The 18,246-nt window shown below is 64.9% G+C and carries 12 protein-coding genes; 9 read left to right on the top strand and 3 right to left on the bottom strand.

The window, feature by feature from the left end:
• The first annotated feature begins 5 nt into the window (after window positions 1–5).
• The 4 genes from BMZ79_RS09905 to BMZ79_RS09890 all read left to right on the top strand — a co-directional run bounded on the left by BMZ79_RS09905 (window position 6) and on the right by BMZ79_RS09890 (window position 6,359).
• Window positions 6–2,795: a sensor histidine kinase gene (locus BMZ79_RS09905; protein WP_090639262.1), complete on the top strand. Its 2,790-nt coding sequence runs from the start codon at window positions 6–8 to the stop codon at window positions 2,793–2,795.
• A 297-nt stretch (window positions 2,796–3,092) separates the two neighbouring features.
• Window positions 3,093–4,547, top strand: coding sequence for an ABC transporter substrate-binding protein (locus BMZ79_RS09900; protein WP_090639261.1), 1,455 nt, complete (start codon window positions 3,093–3,095; stop codon window positions 4,545–4,547).
• A gap of 78 nt (window positions 4,548–4,625) precedes the next feature.
• Complete coding sequence (locus BMZ79_RS09895) at window positions 4,626–5,525, top strand: carbohydrate ABC transporter permease (RefSeq protein WP_090639259.1); 900 nt, start codon at window positions 4,626–4,628, stop codon at window positions 5,523–5,525.
• 6 nt (window positions 5,526–5,531) lie between these two features.
• Complete coding sequence (locus BMZ79_RS09890; RefSeq protein ID WP_090639257.1) at window positions 5,532–6,359, top strand: carbohydrate ABC transporter permease; 828 nt, start codon at window positions 5,532–5,534, stop codon at window positions 6,357–6,359.
• A 242-nt stretch (window positions 6,360–6,601) separates the two neighbouring features.
• Here the strand turns inward: BMZ79_RS09890 and BMZ79_RS09885 are convergent, their stop codons facing one another.
• Both BMZ79_RS09885 and BMZ79_RS09880 read right to left on the bottom strand, forming a co-directional pair.
• Window positions 6,602–7,570: an aldo/keto reductase gene (locus BMZ79_RS09885; protein WP_090640151.1), complete on the bottom strand. Its 969-nt coding sequence runs from the start codon at window positions 7,568–7,570 to the stop codon at window positions 6,602–6,604.
• Window positions 7,571–7,864: 294 nt separating this feature from the next.
• The gene (locus tag BMZ79_RS09880) at window positions 7,865–8,740 is read right to left on the bottom strand and encodes an aldose epimerase family protein (RefSeq protein WP_090639254.1); all 876 of its coding nucleotides are present in this window, start codon (window positions 8,738–8,740) and stop codon (window positions 7,865–7,867) included.
• Window positions 8,741–9,060: 320 nt separating this feature from the next.
• Between BMZ79_RS09880 and BMZ79_RS09875 the strand changes: the two genes are divergently transcribed.
• The 4 genes from BMZ79_RS09875 to BMZ79_RS09860 all read left to right on the top strand — a co-directional run bounded on the left by BMZ79_RS09875 (window position 9,061) and on the right by BMZ79_RS09860 (window position 12,576).
• Window positions 9,061–9,381, top strand: a complete 321-nt coding sequence (locus tag BMZ79_RS09875) for a PadR family transcriptional regulator (protein WP_090639252.1) — start codon at window positions 9,061–9,063, stop codon at window positions 9,379–9,381.
• Window positions 9,378–9,932, top strand: a complete 555-nt coding sequence (locus tag BMZ79_RS09870; RefSeq protein WP_090639251.1) for an HAAS signaling domain-containing protein — start codon at window positions 9,378–9,380, stop codon at window positions 9,930–9,932. The genes BMZ79_RS09875 and BMZ79_RS09870 overlap by 4 nt, the downstream gene beginning before the upstream one ends.
• Complete coding sequence (locus tag BMZ79_RS09865) at window positions 9,929–10,882, top strand: DUF4097 family beta strand repeat-containing protein (protein WP_090639249.1); 954 nt, start codon at window positions 9,929–9,931, stop codon at window positions 10,880–10,882. Before BMZ79_RS09870 ends, BMZ79_RS09865 begins: the two co-directional genes overlap by 4 nt.
• A gap of 242 nt (window positions 10,883–11,124) precedes the next feature.
• Window positions 11,125–12,576: an HD-GYP domain-containing protein gene (locus BMZ79_RS09860; protein WP_090639248.1), complete on the top strand. Its 1,452-nt coding sequence runs from the start codon at window positions 11,125–11,127 to the stop codon at window positions 12,574–12,576.
• Between the two features lie 151 nt (window positions 12,577–12,727).
• Here BMZ79_RS09860 and BMZ79_RS09855 read toward each other — a convergent pair whose 3' ends face one another.
• The gene (locus BMZ79_RS09855; protein WP_177222081.1) at window positions 12,728–13,621 is read right to left on the bottom strand and encodes a helix-turn-helix domain-containing protein; all 894 of its coding nucleotides are present in this window, start codon (window positions 13,619–13,621) and stop codon (window positions 12,728–12,730) included.
• Window positions 13,622–14,333: 712 nt separating this feature from the next.
• Here BMZ79_RS09855 and BMZ79_RS09845 point away from each other — a divergent pair.
• A complete protein-coding gene (locus BMZ79_RS09845) occupies window positions 14,334–18,227 on the top strand; it encodes a response regulator (protein WP_090639241.1) in 3,894 nt (1,297 codons plus the stop codon).
• The last annotated feature ends 19 nt before the right edge of the window (window positions 18,228–18,246 follow it).

Genomic DNA, 18,246 nt, shown 5'->3' with positions numbered 1-18,246 from the left:
ACATCATGATCAACCGGTTCGGACCGACGCTGAAGCGCATCGTCATCCTCGCGTCGGCGCTTACCCTGGTCACGCAGCTGGCGCTTGCCTATATCGGCCTCACCTATATGGACGCCATCGACAAGTCGCTGCACGAGAAGCGGACGCAGGACATGCTCTACCAGTTTCGGCAAAACGTGCTCGTCCAGCTGAACAACATCGATAACCTGATGCTCCTGCTCCAGACGCCGGAGTTCAGCGATTATTACAAGAACCTGATGCGCCTGCGGAGCGACAGCGTCGCGGAGCTCGGAATGCGGGAGCTGCAGCAGAAGTTCGACACGCTCGACCTGCCGCCGGATTCCGTGCAGGCCGTTTATTTCCTGGGCCAAAGCTTCGTCCAGCGCTCCATGGTGCAGCGGATCGGCTCCGGCTTCGTCGACCTGCCCCGGCTGGATCAGGACCGGCTGCATTATTCCAAGCTGGACCGGCTCATCCTGCCGGACCGCGAGCAGCTGACGCGGTATACGCCGGAGGATTTCGCGGGGGCGTTCCGCACGGCCAATCCGATGCTCGAGAAGAGCGACGTCAAGCAGCTGCAGACGTTCATGGCGGCGCTGACGGGCCGGCTCGTCTTCTCGAACGGCAACGAGAACGGCGTGCTGACGATCATCGTGCTGAGCGACGACTTCTTCCGGCAGGCGATTCCGGCGCAATCGCCGGAGGGGACGTACTTCTCCGTGCTCGGCAAGGACAAGCGGCTCCTATGGACGACGGCGCCGTCGAATCCGCTGCCCGTGCCGGCTTCCGCCGCAGCCGGCACGGGCGCCGCCGCGACGAACGCCGCCGCGGACGCCGCGACGAACCCCGGGGCGTCCGGCCCGGCGGACGACCCGTCCTACAACAACGCGGTGCGGCAGCTGTCGCCGTTCAACCTCAGCATCGTGTACACCGACAGGGGCGGCTCCGCGGGCGCGGTCCGAGGCGAGCGCCTGTACCAAGTAGCGGCGCTCTCGCTGGTGACGCTGCTGATCACGGTGCTGTTCGGCTGCTTGTACCTCAAGCAGGTGTTCAAGCCGTTCCGGATGATCTCCAAGCAGATCAAGAGCTTCTCGCTCAGCAGCGACTGGCTGCTGCGCTCCCTGCCGGACGACCTGATCAAGAAAGGCTTTCACGCCGTCTCCATGCGGAACAAGATCATACTCGCGCTCATCGTCGCGGTCGGCGTGCCCGCCGTGGCGGACGGGGTGCTGTACGCCTGGCTGTCGAAGCACGACATCCGGCGCGAGATGCAGACGTCGGTCGACGTGACGGGGCGCTTCTCCGCGGTCAGCATCCATAACCGGCTGCAGTTCACGGAGACGATCCTGAAGGAGATCTCCGCCAGCCGCCAGCTGCAGGACTACGTCACGAACGATTACACGACGCCCCTCATGATGGGCGGTCTCCCGACCAATCTGCTCATGTTCCCGGGGCTGAACGACATTTCGTACTTCGTCCTGCTCGACGACAGCGGCAACTGCATCTATTCGTCCATCTTCTCGAACAACAAGAGCGCCTTCAACACGGACACGGACTACCTGGAGGACCGCGACGACCCGTACTGGATCACCAATTACAAGAACGTCTTCAACCCGCTGTCGACCGCGCTCGTGAAGCGGCTCGAGGGCTCCGGCGCGAACGGCGAAGCCACGTACCTGCTCATGGTGCCGAAGCAGTCGATCTTCGAAAATCTCGATTCGGGGCTCATCAATACGTCCTACGCCATCACCGACGCCAAAGGGCGCACGATCTACGAGTCGGACGCGAACGCCGCCTTCGGGGACGCCGGCCGGTACTTCTACGCGAGCGGCATCCCGAACACGGACTGGAAGCTGAAGATCGGCTTCGTCTTCGGCGACGTGCTGGAGAAGAACCGGGAATACCAGGAGCAGTTCCTGCTGTTCACGTCGATCGTGCTGCTGCTCGCCATCGCCGTCGCGGTCGCGATCGCGATCCAGCTGGTCAAGCCCATTCACCGGCTAAAGGAGACGATGCTGCGCGTCGGCGAAGGGGATCTGTCGCTGCGGCTCGAGGACGTCGACAACACCGAGATCGGCGGCATCGTGCGCAGCTACAACCGGATGATCGACCAGCTCGACCGCGTCATGCGCGAAGAGAACGAGCTGATCGCGATGAAGACGCGGGCCGAGCTCGACATGCTGCAGGCGCAGATCAATCCGCACTTTCTGTACAACACGCTGGAAGTCATCAACATGCGCAGCATGAAGACCGGCAACCTCGAGGTGAGCGCGATCGTCGGAGCGCTGGCGGACTTGTTCCGCTACAGCATCGCCAAGGGCTCGGACATCGTGGAGCTGGACAAGGAGCTGACGCATGTCGCGAACTACGTTACCATCCAGCAGATCCGGTTCGGCCACAGCTTCGAGGCGGCGTACGAGGTGCCGGACGAACTGCGGAACCTGCCGATCGTGCGCTTCGTGCTGCAGCCGATCATCGAGAACGCGATCAAGCACGGCTTCGAGGGCTGGGAGGAGGGCGGCCTGATCGTGATCTCGGCGTCGGCGTCGGGCGGCCTGCTGCAGGTGCGGATCGCGGACAACGGCGTCGGCATGGACAAGGAGACGCTCGCGATCGTGCGGGCCGACATGGAGCGGGAGGACGGGAAGGCGCACGGCGGGGAGAACGGCATCGGGCTGCGCAACGTGTACCGGCGCCTGAAGCTGACGTACAGGGAAGGGATGTCCATGACCATCGCCAGCGCCGAGATGCGCGGGACAAGCGTCACCCTGACGGTGCCGCTGCTGACCTTGTAAGGTGCGCCCGGGCACCCGTCCGTTCTCCCGCAGAGGCGGCGCGATCGACGGGGACATCGACGACGTCCGGGCATACCGGAAGTAAACGCAGCGGCTGTCCGCGGCTCCGAGAGGACCGGCGGACAGCCGCTTTCGGTTGGCCGGCGCCGGGTCGAATCTCCCGCAAAAGCCCGCCCGAACACCGTATGATTACCCCGTAAAATTGGAGGATTCTCGTATACAAACGCTTTCATTTCCCATGCTATCCTTAATGCAGCAAGAAACCATCATCATTACTTCTCCGAGGGGGAAAAGAACTTGAGAAAATGGTCCATCATGCTGACGGCGGTCACGGCCGCGGCCGTCGTGCTTTCGGGCTGCGGCAGCAACAACGGCGACAACGGGGGCAATGCCGCAACGAATAACGGCGGCAACGCCGCGACGACGAACGACGGGGCGGACGGCGGCAACGCCGGCGGCAACGCGGCGGCGGGCAACGGCGGCGGCGCGAGCAGCGGCGAGGTGGTCACGATCCGCACGAACATCACGGACGGCGAGCTGTCCAAGGACCAAATCGCCGAATTCGAGAAAGAGCATCCGAACATCAAGGTCGAGATCGAAACGGTCGACGCGACCAAGCTGGCCGCGGAGCTCGCGACCGGCGACGCGCCGGACGTCATCCGCCTCTCCGGGGTGTTCGACCTGCCGAACTACGTCATCAAGGGCATCGCGCTCGACCTGACGGACCGCATGAACACGAGCGCCGTCATCAAGCAGGACGACCTGCTGCCGATCACGAACGTGTTCCGCTTCGACGGCAAGACGGTCGGCGCCGGCCCGATTTACGGCCTGCCGAAGGATTGGTCCAACGACTACGCCATCTTCTACAACAAGAAGCTGTTCGACGCCGCCGGCGTGCCGGTGCCGGATCCGACGAAGCCGCTCACGTGGCCGGAGGTCATGGACCTGGCGAAGAAGCTGACGATCAAGGACGGCGACAAAGTGAAGCAGTACGGCCTGGCCGCCAACGAATGGGGCAAGACCGAGCCGAACTTCAACAACATGCTCCAATACCTGCTGAGCGCGGGCGTCGACGTCAGCGCGGCGGACGGCGCCTCCGTCGACTTCAACCAGCCGGCGGTGAAGGACTACATCAACCTGTGGGTCGACGCGGTGAAGAACAACGTCGGACCGAACTCCGTCAACAACGACCAGACGTCCGGCGGCGACCTGTTCTTCAAGGATCAAGTCGCGATGATCATCGACGGCTACTGGTACAGCGGCGCGATCCGGAGCAACGAAACCGCGAAGACGCATCTGGCCGACTACGGCATGCTGCCGACGCCGACGGCGCCGAACGGCGCGCGCGTGGCGCCGACGGGCGGCGCGACCGGCGCGATCATCAACAAAGCGTCGAAGCATCCCGACGAAGCGTGGACGTTCTTCGAATGGTTCTTCGGCGGCAAGCCGGCCGACGACCGCGCCTCGACCGGCTGGGGCCTGCCGATCTTCAAGAGCAAGATGGACCTCCTGCCGAAGGACACGGACTTCGACAAGCAAGTCAACGCGGTGCTCCAAGACGAGCTGAACTACACGAGCCAATACCTCAAAGTCAACCCGTACCTCGCGGGCGGCGGCTGGTCGATCTTCGACAAGTACGTGCAGCCCCTCTACTTCGGCAAATCGAGCCTGGACGAAGCGATCGGCGGCATGACCAAGGACGCGAACGTCGCCATCCAGGAAGCGAAGGACGCCGTCGAAGCCTCGCAGTAATCCGAAGCCTCGCAGTAACGCCTACCGGGGAGAGTTCCCAGCGGAACTCTCCTTTCTTCGCATAAAGGAGTGGAAAGCATGAAGGAGAAGACGAAGCGTACGATCGCGTTCTATTCGATGATCTCGCCGTGGTTCGTCGTGTTCATCATTTTCGGGCTCTACCCGATGCTGTACGGGCTGTACCTCAGCTTTACGAACTACTACGGCTTCAACATCAAGCATTTGAAATGGATGGGCCTGCAAAACTACCATAAAGCGTTCACGGATTCCGATGCCATGTACTCCCTCGGCCGGACGCTCTACGTCACGGCCTTCAACGTCCCGCTCAGCGTGGCGATCGGCCTCGGCCTCGCGCTGCTGCTGAACCGGCAGGTGCGCGGCGTCAGCGTCTACCGGACGATCTTCTATCTCCCGTCCATCGTGCCGGCGCTGGCCAGCGTCATCATGTGGAAGGTCATCTTCTCCAGCAACAACGGCATTCTGAACGGCATCTTGAAATTGATCGGACTGCCGGAAGTGAACTGGCTTGGCTACGACTATGCCACGACGTCCCTGCTCATCTTGCTTCTGTGGGGCGCAGGCGGCGGCGTGTTGATCAATCTGGCGGGACTGAAGGGCATCCCGCGGGATCTATACGAGGCGGCTTCCATCGACGGCGCGACCCCGATCAAGCGGACGATCTACCTGACGCTGCCGCTCATGACGCCGGTGATCTTCTTCAACGTCATCATGGGCATCATCGGCTCGCTCCAAATCTACATGCAGCCGATCCTGCTGAACGGCACGGAGCTGCTCGCGCGTCCGATCCAGCCGAACTACCTGTATTTCGTGCACGCCTTCCAGCAGATCTTCGCCTTCCAGCGGTTCGCCTACGGCATGGCGCTGCTGTGGATCCTGTTCCTGGCGATTCTGGCGCTGTCGGTCATCGTCTTCACGACGAGCAAATACTGGGTTCATTACGAAACGGATCAGGAGTGATAGGACGTGAATACGCAATCGCAAAAAGGAAGCGTCCCGCTGTACGCGGCGCTGGTACTGTTCTCCGCCGTCTTCTTGTTCCCGATGTACCTGGCGGTCGTCAACGCGTTCAGCGCCTGGAATACGACGCCGGGCCTGCTGCCGGCGGGCTTTCACCCGGAAAACTTCAAGTACGCGGTAACCATGATCGACTTCTGGAAATTCGCCCGGAACTCGCTCATTCTGCTCGCGATCACGCTCTGCACCTCGACCTTCACGAGCGGTCTCGTCGGGTACGCCTTCGCGCGGATCGTCGCGCCGGGGCGCAACGCGCTGTTCATGATCGTGCTGTCGACGATGATGCTGCCGGGCATCGTGACGCAGATCCCGCAGTACATCCTGTTCCACAATTACGGCCTGCTCGATACGTTCTGGCCGTGGGTGTTCTGGGGCATCGGGGGCAACGCCTTCTACATCTTCCTGTACCGGCAGTTCTTCGCCTCGGTGCCGAAGGAGCTCGAGGAGGCGGCGCGCATCGACGGCTGCTCGATCCTGCGGACGTACTGGAACATCTTCCTGCCGATGTCGCTGCCGGTCGTGGCGACCGTCGCGATCATGAACTTCCAAGGGTCGTGGGGCGACTTCATCGGTCCGTTCATGTTCCTCAAGCAGGACCATTACCCGCTCGCGACCGCGCTCAGCACGATCAGCTACACGCAGAACGGCTCGAAGCTGGTGCTGCAGTCGGTCACGACCGCGGCGGCGCTCCTCATCCTGCTTCCCGTGCTGGTCATCTACTTCTTGGGACAGCGCTTCATCGTCGAAGGGATCGTGACGACGGGCGTGAAAGGGTAAGCCGGGCTTGAAGGCACGAGGCGCGCATCGGACAACCGGTGCGCGCCTCGTCCGCTTCCCGTCCGTCCGGCGTTCGCGGAGGACGAAAGGCGTGACGCCCGCGCCGGCCCGAGCGCGCAAAAAAGCCATCCCCGGCCGCTGCCGAGGATGGCTATTCGCGCTGCGACTCGGCGCGGAGACGAAACCGCGCTATATCGCAGCTCGCCTGCCCGCCGCCCAATCCAGCCGCCGCCGAGGCGCCCTTACCGCCGCCCGCACAGCGCCGACAGCTCCGCGAGCTCGCGCAGCTCGTCCGCGTCCAGCGCGAACGTCATCGCGCGGACGTTCTCCTCCGCGTGACGCGGCTTGGAGGCGCCGGGGATGGCGAAGACCGTCTCGCCGTTCGCGTGAATGAGCCAGTTGAGCGCCACCTGGCTCGGCGACGCGCCGTACTTCGCGGCCAGCTCCTCGAGCCGGTCGATCAGCGGCAGCGTCCGCTGCAGGCCGGCGGCCCGGAAGCCGGGCGAGAACCGGCGCGGTCCCGAGAGGCGCTTGACCAGCCCGGGATCGCGGTGGAACTTGCCGCTCAGCAGCCCTTGCTCGAGCGGCGAATAGGCGATGATGGCGACGCCGAGCTCCTTGGCGGTCTCCAGGACGCCGTTTTGCTCGATGCGCCGGTCGAGCAGGCTGTACTTGACCTGGTTGGACGTCAGGCGCAGGCCGTGCGCGCGCAGCGCCCGGTCGGCCTCGCGCATTTTCGCCGCCGAGAAGTTGCTGACGCCGACGTGCCGGATGCGTCCGGCTTTCGCCAGCTTCGCCATCTCGTTCATTTCGGCGGTCGCCGAGGAGAAGGAGAACGGCTGATGCACCTGGTACAGAGCGATCGGCCACCCCTTCAGCCGGCGCTCGCGTTCGCCGATCGTGCGCGGAATGCCGTCCGCCGTCCGCAGGACCGGCCACCATTTCGTCGCGACGCGCGCGTCCTCGGGCGTGGCGCCGATCGCGTTCAGCGCGTCGGCCAGCGCCTCCTCGGAGCGGCCGCCGCCGTACACCTCGGCGGTATCGAACCAATTGATGCCGCCCGCGAGGCTGATGCGCACGATCGACGCGATGTCGGCGTCGTCCAAGGCGGGCCAGAACTTGCCGACCAGCCCGCTGCCCTTGCTGAACTGCCAGCAGCCGAGGCCGAGCGGGGACAGCTCCAGATCCGAAGCCCCCATGCGCCTGCGCATCGCCGGTCCGGCCGACCGGCCGCCATCCTGCCGGTTCCCCCGCTCCGTTCGGCCTTCCCGCCCGCCGCGCCGGGCCGCCTCGTTCGATTTGTCCTGCCCGTCAACGCGGCGCGTTTGCGTTACTTCCCAGTCCTCCGCCATGTCCGATTCGCCCTCTCTCCCTATAATCAGCGATTCAAACGATTCCGCGGCCCCGGCCCGACGACGGCAGCCCGACCGGCCGCCTCGCGAGCGAAGCCGTCCGCGGCCGCCGCGGCGCGGTCTAGCCGCCGCGTTCGCGCGGCCGCGCCGCGCTTACCGCGCGTAGCCGATCGCGACCTCCAGCTCGAGCGTGCCGCCCGCTTCCAGCTCCGGCAGGCCGTCGCGCGTGTTCAGCGCGGCGTTCAGCGCCATCCACGGCTCGACGCAGACGAACGGCGAGCCGTTCACCTGCCACAGCACGACGTAACGGAACGCGTCGCTGTACGTCAGGACGACGGTGCCGCCGTCCGGTCCCGGGAAGGCGATCCGGCGCTCCGAAGCGTCGAGCAGGGCGACGGATTCCTTCAAGCCCGTCAACCGCACGGGGCCGTCGATCGGCTTGACGGCGTTGTCGTTGTAGTCGAGGTATTTCGTCGCGTCCGTCTCGTAGGCGAGATCCTTGTTTTCCGTGCGGAAATACGGGTGGAAGCCCGCGTAGAACGGCATGCCGCGGTCCGACAGGTTGCGGTACGTCTGGCGGATATGGAGTTCGCCGTCCCGCAGCGCGTAGGTGAACTGCAGCTCGAAGGCGAACGGGAATTCCGCCAGCGTGCTCTCGTCGCTGCGCAGCCGGACCGTCAGCGCCGCTTCGCCTTCCTCGGACGTCGACACGACGTCCCACGGGCGGTTGCGGGCGACGCCGTGGTTGCGCATCGCGTACTCGCGGCCTTCCCATTCGAATTTGCCGCCGACGAGCTGGCCGCAGATCGGGAACAGCACGGGATTGCCGCCGCGGATATTCGCCTGCGGATCCTCGAACGTCGCCCGGTCGAGATAGAAGAGCTCGGTGCCGCGAAGCGTGCAGCCGATGGCGATGGCTCCGCGTTCCGGACAAATCGTGACCGAAGAGCCCGTCTCGGCGTCCTTCAGCGTGTACAGCGGATAAGCGTCCTCGCGGCGCGCGACTTCATAGCGATTCTGGTGATTCATGCGTAATTGGCCTCCATTCATATCGGTCGGGATACGAAAATCATACCATATCGCGCCGCTTGTTCTAAAGCGGACCGAAGGAGCAGCGTCTTGCGGCCCCCGCAGCGGCCTCGTCTTGCGGCCCCCGCAGCGGCCTCGTCCTGCGGCAGCCAGGGAAGACGAATCATTTTCGACCAATTGGCGAGATTTTCCAATCAGGTATATTGCATTGTTGAATAGCTGATGATATAGTATAGCTGTAACGCGGATAGCCGCTTCTTTTTTTGGCCGGCTATTCTGCATTGATTAATACTCAACGATAACAAATAGGGGCGCTGCGAATGAACGTGCAATTCAAGAAAGGCGTGCTCGATTTGTGCGTGCTGGCTCTGACCGCATGGGAGGACCGGTACGGCTACGAGCTGGCCGTGACGATGTCGTCGAAATTCGAGGTCGCGGTCGGCAGCGTCTATCCGCTGTTGAACCGGCTGACGCAGGAGGGCTTCTTCTCCACGTACCTCAAGGAATCAAGCGAGGGACCGCCCCGCAAGTACTACAAGCTGACGCCGCAGGGGCATTCGCATCTGATGGGGCTGATCCGCGAATGGCGGAGCTTCTCCGTCGCCGTGGACGAACTCATTAAGGAAGGTGTAGAGCGATGATCAGAGAGCAGTATTTGGGCCAGCTGCGGGAGCTGCTCGCGCCCGTGCCGGAGAAGCTCCGGCGGGAGTGGCTGTACGATTACGAAGAGCATTTCCGCGTATCGGCGGAGCACGGACGGAGCGAGGCGGACGCGGCCCGCGAGCTCGGCGATCCCCGGATCATCGCGAAGGAGCTGCTGCTGAACTACCGCGTGGAGCAGGCGGACGGCAAGCGCGGCAGCATTACGCTCGTCTCGCGCGCGGTATTCGCGGCGGTCAGCCTCGGCTTCTTCAATCTGATCTTCGTGCTGGGGCCGTTCGTCGGGCTGCTGGGCGTGCTGGCCGGCATCTGGGCCGCCGCGATCGGCGTCGGGCTTTCCTCGCTCGCCGTCATGTACGAAGGGCTGTTCGGCGGCGCGTTCACGGGCATGGAGGCGTCGTTCGTCGCCCTCGCCTTGATCGGCCTCGGCATGCTGCTCGGGGCGGGCGCGCACTGGCTGACCCGGGCATTCGCCAAGCTGACGCTGCAATATTTGAAGTTCAATTCCAGAGTGATAAGGGTGAGAAAATGAGAAACTGGATCGTTATCGGCCTCATTTTGCTGGTCGTCGGCCTGATCGGCACGTTCGGTACCTTGGGCGCGAGCGGGAATTACGCGTTCGGCACGGAGAAGGTCGAGCGCGAGCAGGCGGTCGCGGCGGACGGCATTCGCGCCGTCGAGCTCAAGACGGGCAGCGTCGACGTGAAGATCGTGCCCGGCGAGGGAACGGAAGCGAAGGCGAGCCTGACGGGCCGCGCCAGCAAGAAGTACCTCGCCAAGCTGGAGCTGAAGCTCGAGAAGGACGGCGACACGCTGAAGGTCGGCTTTCAGGATCATGCCGGCTTCCAATTCGGCTTCAATATCCTGAGCCTGAATCTCAAGCTCGAGCTGCCGAAGCGGACGTACGAGCGGCTGACGATGAACACCGGCAGCGGGGACATCGCCGTCGACGGCGTGCAGGTCGATACGGCCGAGCTGAAGGGCGGCTCCGGCGACGTCGACATCAGCCGGGTGCAGGCGAAGGCGGTCACCGTATCCATCGGCAGCGGGAACCTGCATTTCGAGGACGTCACGGCGGATGACGCCTTGACGGTCAAGGCGGCTTCCGGCGACGTGACCGTCAGCGGCGCGAAGACGAAGCTGCTGAGCGTGGACGTGAAGAGCGGCGACGTGGACCTGGCCGACGCCGACGCGGAGCTGAAGGTGCAGACGGGCAGCGGCGATATTTCCGCGGAGCAGCGGACGCTGAGCCGGCCCATGACGCTCCGGACGGGCAGCGGCGACGTCGACATCATGACCGACGAGCAGCCGGCGGACGCGGAGATCGCGTACAGCAGCGGCTCGGGCGATCTCGACAACGATTGGGACGGCGCCAAGGGCTCCACGGACGACGACGGCGCGCACCGTCTCGTGTTCGGAAGCGGGTCCGTCCGCGCGCAGGTCCGCACGGGCTCGGGCGATCTCGACGTCGGCCGGCGATAATGGAGACCCTTCCGGGCTTTGCCCCGTCCTCGCGGCGGGCAAGGCCCTTTTTGCGTCTTTGGAACTACATTTTGCCCGGCGGAAAACCGATATTCTGAAGGAGGCGCCGTCGCGGGAATTCGCGGCGGCGAAGCCTCATAACGCCAACAACTTCACTCTGCCTGCGGGCTGCGCGTTCGCGAATTCAAGTCGGCTAGGCCGGACAGAGGGGACCGATTGGACAAGGGAGAGGATTTTGGATCATGCAGGTTAAACGCACCGCCGTCATCGGCCCGATATTGGCCGCCGTTCTTCCGGTCGTCCTGTTCGAATGGTTCCGCTCGGACGCGGCGGCCGACGTCGCGCTGAAGGCGCCGCAGGGACATTTCTACTTCGTGACGGCGGTCGCGGCGCTCGCCACGATCGTCGCGATCGCCGTGGGCATCGCGGGCCACCGGCTCCGCAACATCAAGGTCGGCTTCATGGCGCTCGGCTATTTGTCGCTGGCCGGCATCTTCCTCCTGCACGGCCTGACGACGCCGGGCTTCGTCATCCATACCGGCAACCTGCCGGCCATGTTCGCCCAGCTCAGCATCCTGCTGACGTCCCTGTGGCTGTGCTTGTCGGCGGTGTCCTCCGACCATGGGCTCATCCGGCGGCTGTCCAGATGGCGCGAATGGCTCATCCCCGTTTGGCTGCTCCTGCTGGGAGGGCTGGCGGCCTTCACGCTGCGGATGCCGCACGACATGACCATGATTCCGCTCGGCGGCGACGGGCCGTACAAATGGGCGGCCGTGACGCTGACCTGCGCGGCCTGCCTGTGGACGATGTACCGCTACTGGCAATCGTACCGGCATGCCGGCTTCCCGCTGCAGCGGGCGATCGTCTACAGCGTCAGCCTCATCCTCGCGGCGCAGTACATCATCGTGGCCGGGACGATGTGGCGGCTCAGCTGGTGGCTGTACCATCTGCTGCTGCTCGCCTCCATGCTGGTCATGCTCGTCGGGCTGATCCGGCAGTATTTCTCCCAAGGCTCCTTCAGCTCGTCGCTGCGCGTGCTGTTCCAGGCCGATCCGCGCGCCTGGCTCGAGGCGTGCAAGACGCCGAGCGTGAAGGCGCTCATCATGGCGACGGAGGCGCGGGACGCCTACACGGCGGGGCACAACAACCGCGTCGCGCTCTACGCGCTGCGGCTCGGCGAGGAGATGCAGCTCTCGAAGGACGAGCTGCGCGCCATCGCGCAGGGCGGCGTCGTCCACGACGTCGGCAAGCTGCGGGTCCCGGACGCCATCCTGAACAAGGCCGGCAAGCTGACGGCGGAAGAGCGGCTCGTCATCGAGCGGCATCCCGTCTCGGGCTACGACATGTGCAAGCAGCTCGGCTTCCTGGCCGACGAGCTGTCCGTGATCCGTTCCCACCACGAGAAATGGGACGGCACCGGCTATCCCGACCGGCTGAAGGGCGAGGAGATTCCGCTGCTCGCGCGCATTACCGCCGTGGCCGACGTCTACGACGCCCTGACGTCGTCCCGTTCGTACCGGCAGGCGATGTCGCACGAGGAGGCGATGGCCATCATCGCCGGGGGGAGCGGCGTCCATTTTTGTCCGGCCAGCGTGAGGGCATGGCAGCGGCTCGCGGCGGAGGACGCCGGGTTTTTCGCCGAGATCGCCGCCAGCAGCCGCACGCTGCGCCTCGTGCGCAAGGAGGCGCAGTAAGGGGGTTTAACCGTGCGCTGCTGTGGCGCACTTCCCCGTTCCTCCGGCGCTACTGCAACGCACCGTTCCGTTTATCTGGCAATGCTTTAATGCACTAAACCGCGAGGGCGCAAAGTCCCGCGGTTTTTGCGTTCTGAGGGTATTTTCGGGTTTACGGCCAGATGTCCTGCGGCGCGACTTCCAAGGCTTTGGCGATGAGCAGCGTGGTCTGTCGCTGCGGCCGGCCGATCTTGCCGTTGCGCAGCTTCGAGATGGTTTGAAGCGAGATGCCGGTTGCGGACGAGAGCTGCTGGGCGGACATGTACTTGCGGGCCATCAGCACTTTCAAGGTAACGGAAGGGTCCAAAGCGGCGGCTTCGGTTTCGGCGAGCGAGCGGATGTCCGTGGCGATGAAGGCGATGCACTTCAGGGTTCCGTCTCCGTGGAAGAACGGGCGGTACGTGATCTGGAGCTCCAGCTGGACGGATTCGGCCAACCTCTTGGTATGGACGATGAGATGTTCGGTGCGGCGATGGAAGGCGGCGTGTTTCAGCGAAGCGAGGATGCGTTCGCGCTCGCTGTCGTGGAAGAACCGGCTGAGCGATTCCTCTTCCACGGAGAACAAGCGGTCCACGACGGGCGCAGGGTAGTGTTTGTAATAGCGTTCGACCACGAGCCGTTCGTTCAGAATTCCGGATAACAGCACCTGCCCGGAGGCCGCCATGCGATCGATCCACGATTTGGCGCTGATGTCCTCGACGGTCAGCAGGAAGGCCGGTTCGTCCGCGCCGGCGATCGCTTCGCAGGTCAGCACGAGCCGCAGCGGATCGTCGTCGGACCAGGACCGGAGCAGGGACGTCTCATGGCGGTCGTCCGAGCGGAGCGCGCTGCTGCTCCATTCCGAGAACACCCTGTCCGGCGGGAGCCCTTCGAGGACGTCGCCCGAGCACCCGACCAGCCTGGAAAAGGCTTTGTTGGCCAGGTTGAAGTGGCAGTCGTCGTCCTGGCCGACGACGACGGCCAGCGGCGTTTTTAAGTTTTGGAAGACAGCGGTAGTCAGCGTCAAAGGCATTCCCTCTCAATCTGTAACTAAGCTGGTTTATAGAACAGTATAAGAGGCGTTATCCGACTTTTCAACCGGGACGAACACAAAAAATAAGAAAGCGTTTTTTTTTGCTTTTAGTTCTGAAGGATTAGATGCCCGCATGTCCGTCCGATCCCCCTCGAGGGGCGGCGGGAAACGTCCGGCGCGCGGAATATTTCAAGGGAACCCCCTGCATTTCCGCATGTTGGGTTTCAGTCCGCTAACGTGTTGAAATTTCCAGGAAATTTGCGGCATTGAAGGCTTTTCAAAGCCGATTCGATCCCTCATAATGATAATCTATCGCGCACCAGAGACTCCTACACCGAGAGGACGAAGCCGGATGGAATTGTGTACCGTCGATGCTTGCCGTAAACCTGTAAAAGCGAAGCGGATGTGTGCGATGCATCATCAGCGCTGGAGGAGACACGGCGATCCGGGCGTCACCAAGGTCCGACGGGCCGCGGAGCCGACCCCGTGCAAGTGGGTCAACTGCGCCAAGCCTTCCTTGAGCAAGGGGTATTGCTCGAAGCATTACTACATACACCGGACGCGCGCGAAGGCGCGGCCGGAAGCCTGAGCGTCCGCGCCCGCGGACGCTCCCCCCGGCTTTTCCTGAACTAGCCAGCCTATGAAGCGTTTCCCTCCCAAGGTATAATAGGGCCGATACGACCTATTGTACGGGAGGTTTTTTGCCGTGGGTACCTTTTCGCTCCGGACGAAAGTGCTTGTCCTGATCCTGTTCGTCACGACCGGCGTGCTGTCGGTCGTCGGCTACGGCAATTACGCCGCGGCCAAGCGCGCCATCATGGAAGCGCTCGTCGACAAAGCCGGCACGAAGGTGCAAAACGCCGCGGGCAGCCTGGCGTCCTGGATCGAAACCCGGCGCGCCGAGGTGGAGGTCATGAGCCGCACCGACCAGGTGCGGTTCGGTTCCTCCGCGGAGCGCCTCGCGTATTTTCGCGGCGAGATCGGGCGCTCCGCTTCGCCCTTCCGCACGATCGGCTTCGCCGACAAGACGGGGCGCGCCGAGCTGAGCGACGGCTCGGTCATCGAGATCGGGGACGAGCCGTCCTTCCCGGCGGCGATCCGGGGCAAAGCGATCGTCACCGACCCCTTCGTCGGCAAATACGGCGGCGGCGGCATCGTCGTCATTCAAATTCCCGTCTACGGACGCGACAACGCCATCATCGGCCTCGTCGACGCGGCAATCCCCGCGGAACGGGTGTTCCGGGAGCAGCTGAACGTCCGCGTCGGCCGAACGGACCACGCGTTCGTGTACAACGACGGCGCCGCGGTCATCGAGGCGCCGCCGGCGGCCGGCGCGCTCCGGCCGTCGTCGTCGCTCGCTTCGCCGGAGCTGCCCTTCGCGCCCGTCGCGCGGGACATGCTGCGGAATCCGTACGGCACGGCCCGGCTGAGCGGCGGCTCCGCCGGCGGTTCGATGCTGTTCTACGCGGCGGTGGAGGGCACGAGCTGGCATCTCGCCCTGAACGTGCCGCTGCGGGAGATCGAAGCCCCGCTCGCGGCGATCAAGTGGCGGTCCATCCTGTCCATCGCCGCCGCCGAGGCGATCCTCACGATTCTCTTCTTCCTCTTCTCGTACCGCGCCATCGGGCGGATCAAGCGGATTCTCGCCGTCACCGAGGCGGCCGCGGCCGGGCGGTTCGACGTGAACGACGTCCGGGACGCGGGCGGCGACGAGCTGTCGCAATTGTCCAAGTCCGTCAACCAGATGAAGCTGCGGCTGAACGGCATGTTCAGTCAAATGGACGCCATGATCAACCAGAACCAGTTCGCGTTCATCGTGCTCGACAGCCAGTACCGGGTCACTTACTTCAGCAAGGCGGCGGAGCGCATGCTCGGCTACGCGGCGGAGGAGGTGCTCTACAAGGCGACGGGGCTCGCCTTCGTCGCGCCGGAGGACATCGTCCGGGAGGCGGAACGGCTGAGCGGGCGGTACGGCCGGCCGGTCCCGCCGGACATCACGGTGTTCGAGCTGCTGCGCAAGGATCATTTCGCGTACGAGCGGGAATGGAACTACGTGCGCAAGGACGGCACGCGCTTCCCCGTCGCGCACAGCTCGAACGGCATGCGCGACCGCGAAGGCCGCTTCGTCGGCGTCGTCGGCATCGCGCGGGACATCACCGGACAGAAGCAAGCGGAGAACGCGCGCAACCGGCAGCTGAAGGTGATGGGCGCGGCGAAGGATCTGATCGCCACGTTCGACGAAGCGGGCAAGCTGCTCTATATGAACGAGGCGGGCCGGGCGATGCTGGGCATGCGGCCGTACGGCATGAGCGTGGACGAGGTGCCGAAGCGCACGGTCCGGGAGCTGCTCGACGGCATCGAGGACGCGCGGGAGGCGGGCTACCGGGAGAAGGAGGCGCTGCTGCGCACGCTGCAGGGCGTGTTTTTCCCGGTATCCAAGATCCTGGTCGTCCATCGCGACGACGATACCGGCGAGACGTTCTACTCTTGCATCGCGCGGGACATCACGGAGGCGAAGCGCGTCCAGTCCGAGCTGGAGCAGGCCAAGCGCGACGCGGAGAGCGCGAACGTGGCGAAGAGCCAGTTCCTGGCGCAGATCAGCCATGAGATCCGCACGCCGCTCGCCGGCATCATCGGCTTGACGGGACTTATGCAGAAGACCGGCCTGACGCCGCTGCAGCGGGATTATCTGCGCAAGACGCGGGATTCGTCCCAGGCGCTGCTCGCCATCATCAACGACATTCTGGATTTCTCCAAAGTCGAGGCCGGCCGCATCGAGCTGAACGAGAAGCCGTTCGATCCGTACGAGCTCGTCCAGAAGCTGGCGGAGACGCTGAGCGTGTTCGTCGGCGGCAAGGAGCGGTTCCAATTCGTCGCCGAGACGCCGACCGGGCTGCCGGAGCGGGTCGTGGGCGACTGGCTGCGCATCGAGCAGGTGCTGCTCAATCTGTGCGTGAACGCGATCAAATTCACGGAGCGGGGCTACGTCCGGCTGCGGCTCGCGCTGCCGGAGGGCATGGCCGCGGAAGAAGGGCGCGTCCGCATCGCGTTCTCCGTGGAGGACACCGGCATCGGCATGACGGAGGAGCAGCTCGGCCGGCTGTTCGAGCCGTTCGTGCAGGCGGACGCGGAGACGAACCGCAAGTACGGCGGAACGGGTCTCGGGCTCGTCATCGTGAAGCGGCTCGTGGAGCTGATGGGCGGCGACGTCCGCGTCCGCAGCGAGCTTGGCCGGGGAAGCGCGTTCTCCTTCGCGCTCGACCTCGCCGTGGCCGAGCCGCCGCGCGCCGGCCGCTTCGCGATCCGGGCGGACGCGGAAGGCTCCGTCTGGGTCGTGGAGGACCATCCGCTTATGAGCGGCCTGCTATGCGCCGTCATCGAGGACGGCGGCTTGACGCCGGTCCCGCTCGGCTCGTGGAAGACCGCCCGGGAGCGGCTGGCGCGCTCCGGAATCGGCGTCCGGCCGTCCGCGCTGCTGCTGGACTTCGAGATGCCGGACATGTACGCGGAGGAGACCTGGCATGCCATGCGCGAAGCGGCGCAGGAGGCGGGCGTCCTGACGGTCGCGCTCACGACCGCGTTCGGCCGGGAGGAATTGCTGAAGCTGCCGCAGGAGCAGCGGCCCGACGCCATCCTCGTCAAACCGGTCACGCGCGTCGGCGCGCACCGGGCGCTGCAGACGCTGTTCGACCGGCCGGCGCGGGACGCGGAGGCAGGCGCGCGGGAAGCCGCGGCCGCCGCGGAGGCGCCGGAATCGCCGGCGGGCACGATCCTGCTCGCGGAGGACAACGACGTCAACCGGATCGTCGCGGTCGAGCAGCTGCGGGCCGGCGCGTACCGGGTGGACGTGGCGCGGAGCGGGACGGAGGCGCTGCGGATGCTGACGGAGAAGCGCTACGACCTCATTCTGATGGACATCCATATGCCGGACATGGACGGCGACGAGGCCGCGCGCATCATTCGGCTCGATTCCAAGTACGACCGCATGCCGATCATCGCGCTGACGGCGAACATCATGCGGGAAGACCATGACCGGTACATGCAGCTCGGCATGAACGACGTGCTGACGAAGCCGATCGATCCCGAGGAGCTGACGGCGGCCATCGGCAAATGGCTGCGTCCCGGCAAGGAGCCGGGCACCGAGGCGGCCAAGGCCGGGCCGAAGGAGCGGGAAGCGGCGAACGCCGCGTACGTGCCGGCGCCGCCAGCGCCTGACGCCTGGTTGGACCGGGGCGTGCCGGGGATGCGGCTGGGCGAGGCGCTGCGGCGGGTCGGGGGCAAGCGGGCGATTCTGACGCATATGCTGACGCTCTTCGTCCGGGAATACCGCGGCTTCGGCGAACGGCTGGCGGCCGCGCTCGCGGCCGGGGATTACGCCGGCGCCCGGCGGATGGCGCACACGCTGAAGGGCGTAGCCGGCAATCTGTCCGCGGAAGGGCTGTTCGAAGCCGCGCGGCGGCTCGAGACGCGGCTCAAGGAAGCGGGGGACGGCACGCCGGGCGGCGCGCTCGCGGAAGCGGCGGCCGAAGCGGACGAAACGCTGCGCGGACTCTTGTCGGAATTGGCCGGCGTCATGCCGGATTTCGACAGCGAATCCTAACAATTTTCTAACATTCTAT

Origin of the sequence: Paenibacillus sp. UNC496MF, from assembly GCF_900113915.1 — a bacterium.
Classification (GTDB): domain Bacteria; phylum Bacillota; class Bacilli; order Paenibacillales; family Paenibacillaceae; genus Paenibacillus_Z; species Paenibacillus_Z artemisiicola.
This window is presented reverse-complemented; position numbering and strand designations above follow the sequence as displayed.

Bases quoted from the DNA above. Each gene is read 5' to 3' on its own strand.
- BMZ79_RS09905 (WP_090639262.1), top strand. From the start codon at position 6: ATGATCAACCGGTTCGGACCGACGCTGAAGCGCATCGTCATCCTCGCG.
- BMZ79_RS09895 (WP_090639259.1), top strand. From the start codon at position 4,626: ATGAAGGAGAAGACGAAGCGTACGATCGCGTTCTATTCGATGATCTCG.
- BMZ79_RS09885 (WP_090640151.1), bottom strand. From the start codon at position 7,570: ATGCGCAGGCGCATGGGGGCTTCGGATCTGGAGCTGTCCCCGCTCGGC.
- BMZ79_RS09880 (WP_090639254.1), bottom strand. From the start codon at position 8,740: ATGAATCACCAGAATCGCTATGAAGTCGCGCGCCGCGAGGACGCTTAT.
- BMZ79_RS09875 (WP_090639252.1), top strand. From the start codon at position 9,061: ATGAACGTGCAATTCAAGAAAGGCGTGCTCGATTTGTGCGTGCTGGCT.
- BMZ79_RS09870 (WP_090639251.1), top strand. From the start codon at position 9,378: ATGATCAGAGAGCAGTATTTGGGCCAGCTGCGGGAGCTGCTCGCGCCC.
- BMZ79_RS09865 (WP_090639249.1), top strand. From the start codon at position 9,929: ATGAGAAACTGGATCGTTATCGGCCTCATTTTGCTGGTCGTCGGCCTG.
- BMZ79_RS09860 (WP_090639248.1), top strand. From the start codon at position 11,125: ATGCAGGTTAAACGCACCGCCGTCATCGGCCCGATATTGGCCGCCGTT.